The sequence below is a fragment of the Pseudomonas sp. ML96 genome (assembly GCF_000761545.1).
In the GTDB taxonomy this organism is placed as follows: Bacteria; Pseudomonadota; Gammaproteobacteria; order Pseudomonadales; family Pseudomonadaceae; genus Aquipseudomonas.
The window spans coordinates 1-14,728 of record NZ_JPMY01000004.1 but is presented as its reverse complement, the minus strand read 5'-3'; the positions used below and the strand labels follow the sequence as shown (position 1 = coordinate 14,728).

11 protein-coding genes are annotated in these 14,728 nt (G+C 66.8%); 8 read left to right on the top strand and 3 right to left on the bottom strand.

Features of this window, described 5'->3' with window-relative positions:
* Positions 1-48 precede the first annotated feature (48 nt).
* From alr to IP89_RS03040, 4 genes are all read left to right on the top strand, one after another.
* Positions 49-1,137: an alanine racemase gene (gene alr / locus IP89_RS03055; RefSeq protein WP_043307634.1), complete on the top strand. Its 1,089-nt coding sequence runs from the start codon at positions 49-51 to the stop codon at positions 1,135-1,137.
* 103 nt (positions 1,138-1,240) lie between these two features.
* The gene (locus tag IP89_RS03050; protein ID WP_043307632.1) at positions 1,241-1,789 is read left to right on the top strand and encodes a cupin domain-containing protein; all 549 of its coding nucleotides are present in this window, start codon (positions 1,241-1,243) and stop codon (positions 1,787-1,789) included.
* Between the two features lie 127 nt (positions 1,790-1,916).
* On the top strand, positions 1,917-2,342 hold the full coding sequence (locus tag IP89_RS03045) for a cytochrome c5 family protein (protein ID WP_043307630.1): 426 nt from the start codon (positions 1,917-1,919) through the stop codon (positions 2,340-2,342).
* Positions 2,343-2,455: 113 nt separating this feature from the next.
* Positions 2,456-4,591, top strand: a complete 2,136-nt coding sequence (locus tag IP89_RS03040) for an acetyl-CoA hydrolase/transferase C-terminal domain-containing protein (protein WP_043307628.1) — start codon at positions 2,456-2,458, stop codon at positions 4,589-4,591.
* Between the two features lie 3 nt (positions 4,592-4,594).
* On the opposite strand, the gene IP89_RS03035 is transcribed toward IP89_RS03040, so the two are convergent.
* Both IP89_RS03035 and rep read right to left on the bottom strand, forming a co-directional pair.
* The gene (locus IP89_RS03035; protein ID WP_043307626.1) at positions 4,595-5,167 is read right to left on the bottom strand and encodes a xanthine phosphoribosyltransferase; all 573 of its coding nucleotides are present in this window, start codon (positions 5,165-5,167) and stop codon (positions 4,595-4,597) included.
* 92 nt (positions 5,168-5,259) lie between these two features.
* Positions 5,260-7,269 (bottom strand): DNA helicase Rep, encoded by a 2,010-nt coding sequence (rep, locus tag IP89_RS03030; protein ID WP_043307624.1) that lies wholly within the window; start codon positions 7,267-7,269, stop codon positions 5,260-5,262.
* Positions 7,270-7,566: 297 nt separating this feature from the next.
* Here rep and IP89_RS03025 point away from each other — a divergent pair, with 297 nt between their 5' ends.
* Complete coding sequence (locus IP89_RS03025; RefSeq protein ID WP_177326836.1) at positions 7,567-9,240, top strand: bifunctional diguanylate cyclase/phosphodiesterase; 1,674 nt, start codon at positions 7,567-7,569, stop codon at positions 9,238-9,240.
* A 1-nt stretch (position 9,241) separates the two neighbouring features.
* Here IP89_RS03025 and IP89_RS03020 read toward each other — a convergent pair whose 3' ends face one another.
* Complete coding sequence (locus tag IP89_RS03020) at positions 9,242-10,627, bottom strand: NorM family multidrug efflux MATE transporter (protein WP_043307619.1); 1,386 nt, start codon at positions 10,625-10,627, stop codon at positions 9,242-9,244.
* Between the two features lie 142 nt (positions 10,628-10,769).
* On the opposite strand from IP89_RS03020, the gene IP89_RS03015 reads away from it, so the two are divergent.
* The 3 genes from IP89_RS03015 to IP89_RS03005 form a co-directional block, all read left to right on the top strand.
* Positions 10,770-11,693 (top strand): LysR substrate-binding domain-containing protein, encoded by a 924-nt coding sequence (locus IP89_RS03015; RefSeq protein ID WP_043307617.1) that lies wholly within the window; start codon positions 10,770-10,772, stop codon positions 11,691-11,693.
* A gap of 355 nt (positions 11,694-12,048) precedes the next feature.
* The gene (locus tag IP89_RS03010; RefSeq protein WP_043307615.1) at positions 12,049-12,852 is read left to right on the top strand and encodes a gamma-glutamyl-gamma-aminobutyrate hydrolase family protein; all 804 of its coding nucleotides are present in this window, start codon (positions 12,049-12,051) and stop codon (positions 12,850-12,852) included.
* A gap of 211 nt (positions 12,853-13,063) precedes the next feature.
* A partial coding sequence (locus tag IP89_RS03005; protein ID WP_043307612.1) for a methyl-accepting chemotaxis protein occupies positions 13,064-14,728 on the top strand: 1,665 nt, incomplete at its 3' end.

Sequence of the window (14,728 nt, the reverse complement as noted above, 5' to 3'; positions counted from 1 at the left end):
GCCCGGCGCCCCCGCCGGTTTTTTTTTAAGCGAATCGAAGAAGCCGAAATGCGCCCCGCCCGTGCCCTGATCGACCTCGAAGCCCTGCGTCACAACTATCGCCTCGCCCGCGAGATCAGCGGCGCGAAAGCCCTGGCGGTGGTCAAGGCCGACGCCTACGGCCATGGCGCGGTGCGCTGCGCCCAGGCGCTGGAGGCGGAGGCCGACGGTTTCGCCGTGGCCTGCATCGAAGAGGCGCTGGAGCTGCGCTACGCCGGCATCCGCCAGCCGATCCTGCTGCTCGAAGGCTTCTTCGAGGAGAGCGAGCTGGGCCTGATCGACCAGCACCAGCTGTGGTGCGTGGTGCACTCGGCCTGGCAGGTCGAGGCCATCGAGCGCGCTCGCCTGGCGCGGCCGCTGCGCGTGTGGCTGAAGGTCGACTCGGGCATGCACCGGGTCGGTCTGCACCCGGCCGAGTACCGCGATGCCCATGCCCGCCTGCTGGCCAGCGGCAAGGTCGAGAAGATCGTGCTGATGAGCCACTTCGCCCGTGCCGACGAGCTAGACAGCCCGCGCAGCGCCGAGCAGCTGGCGCTGTTCCACGAGGCACGCGGCGATCTGCAGGCCGAGATCAGCCTGCGCAACTCGCCGGCCATCCTCGGCTGGCCGGGGCTCTTTGAAGACCAGCAGCCGAGTGACTGGGTACGCCCGGGCATCATGCTCTACGGCGCCACCCCCTTCGAACACGACCAGGCCCAGGCCGCGCGTCTGCGCCCGGTGATGACCCTGGAGTCGAAGATCATCAGCGTACGCGAGCTGCCGGCCGGCGAGCCGGTGGGCTACGGCGCGCGCTTCATCGCCGAGCGCGCGACTCGCGTCGGCGTGGTTGCCATGGGCTATGCCGATGGCTATCCGCGGCATGCCGCCACTGGCACTCCGGTGCTGGTCGATGGGCAGATGACCCGCCTGATCGGCCGGGTGTCGATGGACATGCTCACTGTCGACCTCACCGACCTGCCGGGCGCTGGCCTCGGCAGCCGGGTCGAGCTGTGGGGACGCAATGTCTCCGCCAGCGAGGTGGCCTATGGTTGCGGCAGCATTCCGTACCAGCTGTTCTGCAACCTCAAGCGGGTGCCGAGGCTCTATTCCGGTGGCTAGCGGGCGCGGCTGGGAGCAATTGTGTCTGCAGTGTTGTAAATACTGAACACTGGCCGCATGATACGGCCACCCAAATGCCTTGCTCCCAAGGAGGACCCCCGCATTGGACGTCGGTGTTCGACTGCAATCTATTCGCAAACTCAAAGGCCTTTCCCAGCGTGAACTCGCCAAACGTGCGGGCGTCACCAACAGCACCATTTCGATGATCGAGAAGAACAGCGTGAGCCCCTCGATCAGCTCGCTGAAAAAGGTGCTCGGTGGGATTCCCATGTCGCTGGTGGAGTTCTTCTCCCTCGACCTGGAACAGGACAACCAGACCCAGGTGGTCTACCGGGCCGACGAACTGACCGACCTTTCCAGCGGTGCCGTGACGATGAAGCTGATCGGCAAGGCGCATCCGAACCGGACCATCACCTTCCTCGACGAGATCTACCCACCGGGTACCGATACCGGCGAGGAGATGCTCAACCACGACGGCGAAGAGGCCGGCATGCTGGTGGATGGGCGTCTCGAGCTGACCGTGGGCGCCGAGGTATTTGTCCTCGAGCCGGGCGACAGCTACTACTTCGACAGCACCAAGCCGCACCGCTTCCGCAACCCGTTCGACCAGCCGGCTCGGCTGATCAGCGCAACCACACCGGCCAACTTCTAAGAGCCGTGGCGCAGGGCAATGCCCCTGCGACAAGTTGGGTTGTTCCGGCGGGGCGGTCTAACCGTTATACTGCGCGCGCTCGCGAAACCGTGGCCGCGAGCGTGACTAGCCACAATGAGGGTGTACCGTGAACCTGATCAAAAAGATGCTGGCGGCTCAAGCTGCCGTATTGGCCCTGTGGGCTGTGAGCGCTCAGGCTGCGACCAACGATGAAATCGCCGAGCGCATCAAGCCGGTGGGCGAGGTCTGCATCCAGGGTGAAGAATGCAAAGGCGTCGGCGCCGTGGCTGCCGCTGCCAGTGGTGGTGGCGCCAAGTCGCCTGACGACGTGATCGCCGCTCACTGTGGCGCCTGCCACAGTGCCGGCGTGCTGGGCGCGCCGAAAATCGGTGACGCTGCCGACTGGAAGAAACGCGCCAGCGAGCAGGGCGGCCTCGACGGCCTGCTGGCCAAGGCCATCTCCGGTATCAACGCCATGCCGCCGAAAGGCACCTGCGCCACCTGCTCGGATGATGAGCTGAAGGGCGCCATCAAGAAGATGTCCGGTCTCTGATCGCCGTCTTCTCGCGTTGATTGCAAAGCCGCCTCCGGGCGGCTTTGTCGTTTTTACCTGAGCGAAAAAGCGGCGCAGCGGTCCAACCTCCGACAACCAGAGGAGGGCGCCGAGTGCCGAGCTGCACACTGGAACAGGCCGTGGAGCGGGTGCTGGAGCGCATCGACGGACCGATTCGCCTCGGCCTGCCGCTGGGTCTGGGCAAGCCCAACCGCTTCGTCAACGCGCTGTACCAGCGCATCCGCGAATTGCCGCAGCGCGAGCTGATCATCTACACCGCCCTGTCGCTGGCCCGCCCGCAGCCGCGCAGCGAGCTGGAGCAACGCTTCAGTGGGCCGTTCCTGCGCCGGGTGTATGGCGACCACGTCGAGCTGGACTACCTGACCGACCTGCGCTGCGGCGACCTGCCGGGCAACGTGCGCATCGAGGAGTTCTACCTGCAGCCGGGCAGCCAGCTGCACAACCCGCAGGCGCAGCAGAACTACATCAGCCTCAACTACAGCCAGGTGGCGCGCGACCTGCAGCGCAAGGGTATCAACGTCATCGCCCAGCTGGTGGCGCAGGATGCGCGGCACCCCGAGCAGCTCAGCCTGAGCTGCAACCCGGACATCACCCTCGACCTGCTGCCCGGCCTGGAGGAGCGTCGTCGCGCCGGCGAGACCATCCTGCTGATCGCCCAGGCGCATGCCGACCTGCCCTACATGGGCGGCGCCGCCGAGGTGCCGGCGGCGAGCTTCGACCTGCTGATCGAGCCCGTCGAGCGGCACCGGCTGTTCTCCACGCCGAGCCTGCCAGTCGGCCTGCAGGACCACGCCATCGGCCTGCATGTCAGCGCCCTGGTGCGGGATGGCGGCACCCTGCAGCTGGGCATCGGCGCCATGGCCGACGCGGTGGCGGCGGCGCTGCTGGCGCGCCAGGCCGACAACCACGCCTACTGCGCGTTGCTGCATGCCATGGAAGTGCCGCAGCGCTGGGGCGAGCTGATCGAGCGCGAAGGCGGGGTGCGCCCCTTCGTCAGCGGGCTGTATGGCTGCAGCGAGATGTTCATGCAGGGCCTGCTGGCGCTGCTGGAGGCCGGGGTGATTCGCCGCGCGGTGTATCCGGACGAACGTCTGCAGCGCCTGGCCGGGGAGGGCGGGCTGGATGGCGATGGGCGCCTGTGCAGCATCGAGGCGCTACGCCGGGTCGGCCTGCCGCTGCGGCTCGACGGCCCGACCCTGGCATGGCTGCAGCGCAACGGCCTGGTGGACGGGCAGGTGCGCCTGCAGCTGGGCGAGCTGCTGCTGCCCGATGGCCAGCGCCTGGCGGCTGACCTCGGCGATGGCGCCAGCTTCGCCGCGCTGGCGCCATACCTGGGCCCGGCGCGTGGTGGGGTGCTGGTGCACGGTGGCTTCTTCCTCGGCCCGCAGGCGTTCTACCAGCGCCTGGTCGAACTGGGCGATGAGCAGCGCCAGCGCATCGGCATGACTGCCATCAGCTACATCAACCGCCTGTACGGCGGCGAGACGCTGAAACGCCTGCAGCGGCGCGACGCGCGTTTCGTCAACAGCTGCTTCACCGTCACCCTGCTCGGCGCGGCGGTCGCCGATCAGCTGGAGGATGGCCGTGTGCTCAGTGGTGTCGGCGGGCAGTACGACTTCGTCGCCCAGGCCCACGAGCTGCAGGGTGGGCGCTCGATCCTGATGCTGCGCAGCTGGCGCGGCGACGGTGGCGAGGTCAGCTCGAACATTCGCTGGGATTACCGCCACGCCACCATTCCGCGGCACCTGCGCGACATCGTGGTGACCGAGTACGGCATCGCCGATTTGCGTGGCAAGAACGACGCGCAGGTGATCGAGGCGCTGCTGTGCATCGCCGATTCGCGTTTTCAGGACGAGCTGATCATCGCCGCGCAGAAGGCCGGCAAGCTGGCCGAGGACTTTCAGCTGGGCGCCGAGTACCGCAACAACCGCCCGGAACGCCTGCAGGCCTGGCGCGCCGAGTTTCCCGCGCTGTTTCCCGAGTACCCGCTGGGTTGCGATTTCACCCGCGAGGAGCAAGACCTGCTGCGCGCACTGCAGTGGGTGCAGAGCAAGCTGCGGCCGAGCGAGCTGCTCGAGCTGGGCGCGGCGACCCTGTTCGACCTGCCGCAGGCCGACGAGTACGCCGAGCATCTGCGGCGCATGGCGCTGGAGCAGCCGCGCGGCATGCGCGAGCAGCTCTACCAGCGCCTGCTGCTGGCGGCGCTCAAGGCCACCGCGGTGGCCTGAGGCTCAGTCGAGGAAGCGCACCTGGCCGTCGGCCAGCGAGGCCACGCGGGCCAGCGAGTCGACGCGGTAGCCTTCGCTTTCCAGCAGGGCGCGGCCGTCCTGGAAGGACTTCTCGATGACGATGCCAAGGCCGGCGATGCTCGCACCGGCCTGCTGGATCAGGTCGATCAGCGCCTTGGCGGCGTGGCCGTTGGCGAGGAAGTCGTCGATCACCAGCACGTGGTCGGCCGGGGTCAGGTGGCGCGCGGAGATGGCGATGGTGCTCTCGGTCTGCTTGGTGAAGGAGAACACCTTGGAGATCAGCAGCTCGTTCTTCAGCGTCAGCGACTGGAACTTGCGGGCGAAGATCACCGGCACGCCCAGCTCCAGGCCGGCCATCACCGCCGGGGCGATGCCGGAGGCCTCGATGGTGACGATCTTGGTCACGCCCTGGTCGCGGTAGCGCTCGGCGAACTCATGGCCGACCTTCTGCATCAGCGCCGGGTCAATCTGGTGGTTGAGGAAGGCGTCGACCTTCAGCACCTGATCCGACAGCACGACACCCATTTCACGGATTTTCTCTTTCAGCGCTTCCACGCCATTGCCCTCTTGTTCATTGGCAGATCAGGTTTCTTTGCTGCCAGGTCGTGCCTGGCGGCCAGTCTTCGGGGGCCAAAAATAGCTGGCGGCTATTTTTTCAGCATTGCCCGCATGTTGGCCAGGGCGTCATTGCCGCGTGCGCTCTTCACCTCGGCGGGCGCATCTTCCTGGCCTTCCCAGACCAGGTCTTCCGGTGGCAGCTCATCGAGGAAGCGGCTCGGCGAACAGTCGATGATCTCGCCGTACTGCTTGCGCTTGGCGGCGAAGGTCAGCGCCAGGTTGCGCTTGGCGCGAGTGATGCCGACGTAGGCCAGGCGGCGTTCTTCCTCGATGGTGTCGGCCTCGATGCTGGAGCGGTGCGGGAGGATCTCCTCCTCGAAGCCGATGATGTACACCGAGGGGAACTCCAGGCCCTTGGAGGCATGCATGGTCATCATCTGTACACCTTCGGCGCCGTCTTCCTCTTCCTGCTGGCGTTCCAGCATGTCGCGCAGGACCAGTTTGCCGATGGCGTCCTCGATGGTCATGTCGCCGTCCTCGTCCTTGTCGAGGGTGTTCTTCAGCGCTTCGACCAAGAACCAGACGTTGCCCATGCGCGCCTCGGCGACCTTGTCGCTGGAGGCGTTCTGCCGGAGCCAGTTCTCGTAGTCGATATCCATGATCATGCTACGAATGGCGCCGATCGGGTCGTTGCCGGCGCAGAGTTCGCGAATCTTGTCCATGTAGCGCTTGAACCGGCTGAGGCGCTCGGTATAGCGGCTGTCGAGCTGTTCGCCGAGGCCCAGTTCGTCGCTGGCGGCGTACATCGACACGCCGCGCTCGCTGGCATAGTTGCCGAGCTTCTCCAGGGTGGTCGAGCCGATCTCGCGGCGCGGCACGTTGATCACCCGCAGGTAGGCGTTGTCGTCGTCCGGATTGACCAGCAGGCGGAAGTAGCTCATCAGGTCCTTCACCTCCTGGCGGGCGAAGAAGCTGGTACCGCCGGACAGGCGATAGGGAATCTGATGGTGCTGCAGCTTCAGCTCCATCAGCTTGGCCTGGTAGTTGCCGCGGTAGAGGATCGCGAAATCGCTGTACGGGCGCTCGGTGCGCAGGTGCTCGGTGAGGATCTCCAGGGCCACGCGCTCGCACTCGGCATCCTCGTTACGGGTGCGGATCACGCGGATCTCGTCGCCCATGCCCATCTCCGACCACAGCTGCTTCTCGAAGGCGTGCGGGTTGTTGGCGATCAGGGTGTTGGCGCATTTGAGGATGCGGCTGGTGGAGCGGTAGTTCTGCTCCAGCATCACCACCTTCAGCGACGGGTAGTCTTCCTTGAGCAGGTTGAGGTTCTCCGGCCGCGCACCGCGCCAGGCGTAGATCGACTGGTCGTCGTCGCCGACCACGGTGATCTGGTTGCGCATGCCTACCAGCAGCTTCACCAGCAGGTACTGGCTGGAGTTGGTGTCCTGGTACTCGTCGACCAGCAGGTAGCGGATGCGGTTCTGCCACTTCTCGAGGATGTCGCGGTTCTCCTGGAACAGCTTCACCGGCAGCAGGATCAGGTCGTTGAAGTCCACCGCGTTGTACGCCTTGAGCGTGCGCTGGTAGTGCAGGTAGACGACCGCCGCAGTCTGCTCCTTGGGGTTGCGCGCGTTGGCCAGCGCCTCGTCGGGCAGGATCAGGTCGTTCTTCCAGCTGTCGATGTAGTTCTTGACCTCATCGGCGCCGTCATCGCCGGCGTATTCCTTCTGCATGATGTCGGTCAGCAGGGCCTTGATGTCGCCGTCGTCGAAGATCGAGAAGCCCGGCTTGTAGCCCAGCGCCGCGTATTCCTTGCGGATGATGTTCATGCCCAGGTTGTGGAAGGTCGACACGGTCAGGCCGCGCGCCTCGGCGCCCTTGAGCAGCGTGCCGACACGCTCCTTCATCTCGCGCGCGGCCTTGTTGGTAAAGGTCATGGCGACGATGTGGCGGGCCTGGATGCCGCAGTTCTGCACCAGGTGGGCGATCTTGCGGGTGATCACGCTGGTCTTGCCGGAGCCGGCGCCGGCGAGCACCAATAGCGGGCCGCCGACATAGTTCACGGCTTCCTGCTGCCGAGGATTGAGTCGGGACATGGGAAGAAATCGGGTCAGAAAAAACGAGGCGGCATTCTAGCAGCCGGCGCAGGCCGGCGGGGCGCATGCTGACAGCCGCCCGGCGGGGCTGGTTCCCGATAAAAAGCATCAGGAATGTGTGCTAAGTCACTATTTTTAAACATACTGGATACAGTGCGACACCCTGTACGGTTGTCCCTGCTATGTCTTTCCCGCAGGATGCGCAGATATCTGCACAAGGACCGGCAGACAAGAACACCGCAGAACGGTGCACAACAGACGGAGCCAAGCCGTCACCCTTGACCCTGGGGAGGTCATTTGTCCGCGCACGCCGAACCCATGCGCCTGGTCCTGCTGGCCGATGAGCCAGAGTGGGCTGCTTTGCTGCGCGCGCGCCTGTCGGCCATGGGCAGTGCGCTGCCGCTGATCACCGCGCCGTCCTGGCAGGCGGCCAGCAGCCTGTTCGACGATGGCGGCAGCGGCCTGCTGCTGGCCACCCCCACCTACCAGCCGGTGCCCGGCTGCTGCCCACTACCCACCGTACTGCTGCTCGAGGAAGAGCCCGCCGAGGCGCCGGTCGATGTCTGCGACTGGCTGGTGCGCGACCAGCTCAGCGTCGACATGCTGCGCCGCTGCCTGCGCTACGCCGGCGAGCGCGCGCGCCTGCAGAACACCTTGCAGCGCCTGGCCGAGCAGGACCCGCTGACCGGCATCGCCAACCGCCAGGGCTTCCAGACCCTGCTGGCGACGCGCCTGGCTGAGCACCAGGGCCGTGGCCTGGTCCTCGGCCATCTGGATCTGGACAACTTCAAGCACGTCAACGACTCGCTCGGCTACCAGGGCGGCGACCGTCTGATCCTGCAGGTGGTGGCACGCCTCAAGGCGCAGCTGGAGCCCGGCGACGACCTGGCCCGCCTGGGCAGCGACGAATTTGCCCTGCTCATCGACAACCGCCGCGACCCGCAGCGCGCCGAGCGCCTGGCCGAACGCATCACCGAGGTGCTGTCCGAGCCCTACTGGGTCGATGGCGAGAGCCTGCTGCTCGGCTGCAGCCTGGGCCTGGCCCATACCCGCGCCGGCGAGAGCGCCGACCCGCTGCTGTGGCACGCGCACATCGCCATGCAGCAGGCCAAGGCGGCCCAAGGCTGCACCTATCACCTGTACGACGAGCGCATCCACCGCGGTGCGCGCAGCATGGCCGACCTGGAGAGCGAGCTGCGCCGGGCGCTGCGTCGCGACGAGCTGGAGCTGCACTACCAGCCGCGCCTGTGCCTGGCCAGCGGCCGCATCCTCGGCCTGGAGGCGCTGGTGCGCTGGCGTCACCCTGAGCGCGGCCTGCTCGGCCCGGACGAATTCGTGCCGCTGGCCGAGGAGAGCGGGCTGATCGTGCCGCTGGGCTACTGGGTGATCTCGCGTGCCTTGCGCGACATGCAGTGGCTGCGCGGGCGTGGCCTGCCGACGCTGCACATGGCGGTCAACCTGTCGTTCCGCCAGTTCCAGGACAGCCAGCTGTTGGCCACCCTCGGCCGCCTGATCGAGGAGCGCGGGGTGGACGCGCAGTGGCTCGAATTCGAGCTGACCGAAACCGCCGTGATGCGCCGCAGCGAGCAGGTGCAGCAGACCATGCAGGCCCTCGGCCGGCTCGGTGTGCGCTTCTCGCTGGACGACTTCGGTACCGGTTTCTCCTCCTTCGTGCACCTCAACAACCTGCCGATCACCCTGCTGAAGATCGACAAGAGTTTCGTCGCCGGCATGGGCGCGCGCGCGGAGAATCGCCAGCTGGTGCGAGCGATGATCAATCTGGCACACAACCTCCATCTGGAGGTGGTCGCCGAGGGCGTGGAGAACGCCGAACAGCTCGCCCTGCTGCGCCAGTTCGGCTGCGACCAGGTGCAGGGCTACCTGATCAGCAAGCCTCTGCCGCTGGCCGACCTGGCGCGCTTCCTGGTGTTCGGCATCCGCCAGCCACTACTCGCCGGCGTACCCTGCTGAGTCAGCCCGCGCAGGCCTGAGCCGCGCCCGGCTGCACGGGCAGCGGGCGCGCGGTCTTCCATTCGAAGCCCAGAGTCAGGCCGACTGCCGCACAGGCCAGGCCACCGGCCAGTCCCCACCACACGCCATGCGCGCCCCAGCCGAGCGGGAAGGCCAGGGTCCAGGCCAGCGGGATGCCGATCAGCCAGTAGCAGCCGAGGCCGACCAGCAGGGTGGTCTTGCCGTCGCCGAGGCCACGGATGGTGCCCATGGCGATGCTCTGGGTACCGTCGAACAGCTCGAACAGCGCCGCCACCGCCAGCAGGCTCACGGCCAGGCCGACCACCTCGGCGAAGGCCGGGTCGCTGCGGTCGACGAACAGCCCCACCACCTGCTCCGGTATCAGCCAGAACAGCAGGGCGAAGAACAGCATGCAGCAGGCGCCGCTGGCGATGCCCAGGCGTCCGGCGCGGCGTACCTCGGCCAGGCGCCCGGCGCCGTAGTGCTGGCCGACGCGGAAGGTCACGGCGTAGGACAGGCCCTGGGGCAGGATGAAGGCCAGCGTCACCGCCTGGATGGCGATCTGGTGCGCCGCCAGCTGCACGCTGCCGAGGGCGCCCATGCACAGCGCGGCGAAGGTGAACATGCCCTGCTCGGCGGCGTAGGTGCCGCCGATCGGCAGGCCCAGGCGCAGCAACGCATGCATCTCCACCTTGCGTGGGCGCAGCAGGCCGCGCAGCAGCGCGTACTGGCGGTAGATCGGCGAACGCAGGATGTACAAGGCCAGGGCCAGCGCCATGCCCGTGCTGACCAGGGCGGTGGTCATGCCGATGCCGCCCAGGCCGAGGTTGGGCAGGCCCAGCCAGCCTTCGATCAGCGCATAGTTGATGACGAAGTTGGCCAGGGCGCCGACGATGCCGATGGTCATCACCGGACCGGGATGGCCGATGGCGCTGGTGAAGCCGCGCAGGGCCATGAAGCACAGGTAGCCGGGCAGGGCCAGGGCCAGCGCGCCGAGGAAGTCCATGGCATGCAGCGCGGTGCCGGGTTGCTGGCCCAAGTGCGGCAGCAGCGGGCCGAGGGAGCGCAGGCAGAGGGCGCCGACGACGCCCAGCAGCAGCGCCAGCCACAGGCCGCTCTGCAGCAGACGGGTGGCGCCGGCGGGGTCGCCGGCACCATGGCGAATGGCGACCAGGCTGCCCACCGCGGCCATCATGCCGACGCAGAACAGCGACAGCATGTAGTAGCAGGTAGCGCCCAGAGCGCCGCCGGCCAGCTGCTCGGGGCCGAGCTTGGCCATCATGATGGTGTCGGTGAACACCATCAGTACGTGGGCCAGCTGCGCGGTGATCAGTGGGCCGGCGAGGCGGAAGAGGGCGACCAGTTCGTCGCGGGTGGCGTGCGGCATGATGAGTAGGGCTCAGCGAGAGGCGCCGCCGGAAAGTTCCGGGCGGCGAGAAGATGGCGCTTATTCTCGGGATCGCGAGCGCCACGCACAAAAGGAAAAATGCGATGCTTGGCATGACTAATACTCATGGAAAGCCATCGCCATGGCGCGTCGCCTACCGCCCCTGTATGCCCTGCGTGCCTTCGAGGCTGCCGCCCGGCACGCTTCCTTCACCCGCGCTGCCGAGGAGCTGGCCATTACCCAGAGTGCGGTGAGCCGGCATATCCGTACCCTCGAAGAACACTTCGGCTGCAGCCTGTTCGAGCGTGCCGGCCGCCACCTGCGCCTGAGCGAGAGTGCGCGCATGCTACTCCCTGGTGTGCGCGATGGTTTCGATGCGCTGGAGCGCGCCTGCACGGCGCTCAGCACCGACGACACCACACTGCGCCTGAAGGCGCCCTCGACCCTGACCATGCGCTGGCTGCTGGCGCGACTGTCGCGCTTTCGGCTGCTCAACCCGGATATCGAGGTGCAACTGACCAGTGCCTGGATGGACGTGGACAAGGTCGACTTCCACCAGGAGCCGTTCGACTGCGCCGTGCTGCTGGCCGGCAACGCCGGCTTCCCGGGCGAATGGGAGAGCACCGAGCTGTTCGCCGAGTGGCTGATCCCGGTGTGCGCGCCGCAGGCCGCCGATACACCCTGGGACCTGCAGCGCCTGCAGGCTGCCGAGCTGCTGCACCCGACCCCGGACCGCCGCGACTGGCGCCGCTGGCTGCAGGCCATGGGCCTGGAGGAGCAGGTACCGCTGCGTGGTGGCCAGGTGTTCGACACCCTGGAGCTGGGCATCGTCGCCGCCGAGCGCGGCTATGGTGTGTCGATCGGCGACCTGGTGATGATCGCCGAGGATGCCGAACAGGGTCGCCTCGGCCTGCCCTGGCCCAGCGCCGTGGCCAGTGGCGACAGCTATTACCTGGTATGGCCGAAGGGCCGTCGCGGCGAGGAGCGCCTGCGCCGGCTGCGCGACTTCCTATTGGCCGAAGTGGCGCAGATGCACCTGCCAGCGGTGGCGCGCATCGGCCGCTGATGCATTCAGGATTTTGTACATGCTGCGTAAAAAATAATGGACTTTCTGGGCGGTCAATTCGCCGCCGCTCGTCTGCAGGCGCCATGATGCGGCCCTTGTGGCGCCTGGTTTTGCTCTGATTTTCAAACGCCATGCGCTTGAATTGTTTGACATATTTTACGGCTCAGGCAGACTGTGTTGGCGGTTCGTCTGTCCAAAGCGGCCGTCGCGGGAGGCTCGTTACCTTCCATTCCCATGCCTCCAGGCGAGGCCAGCTACGCCGCCGACAGACGGAAACCGTGCCAAACAGGTAGTGCGTCGATCTCCCGACCCACCTGCACAGCAACGGCAGACCCGATCTGCCCCAAGGTGACGTATGTCCAACAACAACAGTGCCAAGAACACTTCTGCCAAACGCAAACCCGTCGTGCTGATGACCATGGGCGCTCAAGAGCGCAAAGGGCACGACTATCAGGTGATGACCCACAAGTACATTACGCCGCTGGTGGAGATCGCCGGCTGTGTACCCGTGCTGGTGCCCACCTGCTGCGGTACCGATGACCTCGAGCAGTACCTCGACATGGCCGACGGCGTGTACCTGACCGGTGCCGGCTCGAACATCGATCCGACCCTCTACGGCCAGGAGAACCTGACCCCCGAGAAGGGCCAGGATCGCGACCGCGACCTGTTCGACCTGCCACTGATCAAGGCCGCTATCGCCCGCGGCCTGCCGATTTTCGGCATCTGCCGTGGCATGCAGGAAATCAACGTCGCCCTGGGCGGCGACATGTACCAGAAGCTCTACAGCGAGCCGGGCTTCAACGACCATCGCGAGAACCCGGAAGACCCGGTCGCCGTGCAGTACGGCGAGGCGCACAAGGTGCGCATCGAGGCCGGCAGCTGGCTGGCCAAAGTGCTGGGCACCGAGGAAATCGGCGTCAACTCGCTGCATGGTCAGGGCCTGAAGACCCTGGGCAAGGGCTTGGAGCCGCTGGCGCATGCTGAAGACGGCCTGGTCGAGGCCATTCATGCACCGAGCATCTCGCCGTTCCTGTTCGCCGTGCAGTGGCACCCGGAATGGCAAGCCGCGCTGAACCCCGATTCGGTGAAGATGTTCCAGGTCTTCGGCGAAGCCTGCCGCCAGCGTCAGGCTGGCGTGCCGCTCAACCTGGCCAGCTAAGACGCGGCCCCATGGCCGAAACACGATGCTGTTTCGGCCATGGGCTGACCGAAAAGTCACGCTGGTACGTTGTCTGATGACTTTTGATGGCGCAATGCCTTCAAATTCATAATCCATACTCTTCCGATCAGGTATTCTCGCCGCCCTTCAAGGGCTGGCGGTGATCCCGCGCCTTTGCGTGCATCCAAATACCGTCCGGAGAGACACAAAAATGTCCCAGCCCAGGTCTCGCATCGCCTGGCAACTCGCCGTTGCCCTCGCGATCCTCCTGATTCTGCTCATCAGCGGCAGTACCCTCTTCGCGCTTCGCTCTCTGGATCAGGCCAGCCTGACCACCCGTGAAGATCACCTGGCCAGCGAGGCGCGCCTGCTCGCCGACCAGCTCACCACCTTCCACGGCACCCTGCGCGAGAGCACCAGCCGCCTGGCCGGCCTGTTCGAACAGCGTTTCGCCAGCGGCCTGTCGGTGCATGCCGACGAGCGCGTGCCGGTCGCCGGGCTCACCCCGCCGGCGCTGTACCTCAACGGCCAGGCGCTGAACAACAACTTCACCCTGGTCGATGAATTCCGTCACCTCACCGCCGGCGTGGCCACGGTGTTCGTCCGCGATGGTGCCGACTTCGTGCGCATCACCACCTCGCTGACCAAGCAGGACGGCAACCGCGCCATCGGCACCGTGCTCGATCACGCCCACCCGGCCTACCAGAAGCTGCTCGCCGGCCAGGGCTACGTCGGCCGCGCGCTGCTGTTCGACCGCTTCTACATGACCCAGTACACCCCGGTGCGCGACAGCGCCGGCCAGGTCAGCGCCGTGCTGTTCGTCGGCTTCGACTACACCGACGCGCAGAACGCCCAGTTCGCCGATCTCGCGCGCTTCCGCATCGGCCGCAGCGGTTCGCTGGCGCTGCTCGACGAGCAGGGCAAGTGGCTGGTGCCGCCGGCCGGCGTGCAGCGCCCGGAATCGGTCGGCGACCGCCTGCAGGGGCTGCTGAGCAAGCCGGGCGAGGGGCACTTCTGGAATGACGGCGTGCAGGACTTCTTCAGCGTCGCCGCACCGTTCGCCGATGGCCCCTGGCAGGTACTGGCCAACATGCCGAAAGAGGAAATCCGCGAGGTGACCTGGAGTGTCGGTGGCCAGCTGGCCCTCGGCAGCTTGACGGCCATGGTCCTGGCAGTGGCGGCGGTGATCGTGCTGCTGCGTCGGCGCCTGCGCCCACTGGGCGAGCTGGTCGAGCAGGCCCAGGCCCTCGGCGCCGGCGACTTGCGGGCTCGTTCGCGCGCCAGCAGCGCCGACGAAATCGGCGAGCTGGCGCGTGGCTTCAACCAGATGGGCGAGGCGCTGGCGACCATGGTCGAGCATATCCGCAGCGCGGCGCAGCAGGTTGGCAGCCGCTCGCAGGTGCTCAGCGGCCTGTCCAGCGGCGCCTACGAGGGCATCGAGCAGCAGTCCGGCGAGATCAGCAGCATGGCCGGTGCGGTGGAGGAGTTCAGCGCCACCGCCCAGGACATCGCCGACAACATGCGCAACACCGAGCGCCTGGCCAACGACAACGCCCAGCAGACGCGCATCGGCCGCGCCTCGATGGACGAGGCCTCGGCGGCGCTGCAGCAGATCTCCGCCTCGCTCGATGCCACCGCCACAGTGGTCAACACCCTCGGCCAGCGCTCGCAGGAGATCGGTGGCATCGTCGGCGTGATCACCGGCATCGCCGACCAGACCAACCTGCTGGCGCTCAACGCCGCCATCGAGGCGGCGCGGGCCGGCGAGATGGGCCGTGGCTTCGCCGTGGTGGCGGACGAGGTGCGCAATCTGGCGGCGCGCACCCGCGAGGCGACCACCGAGATCTCCAGCATGATCGGCAGCATCCAGGAGGAA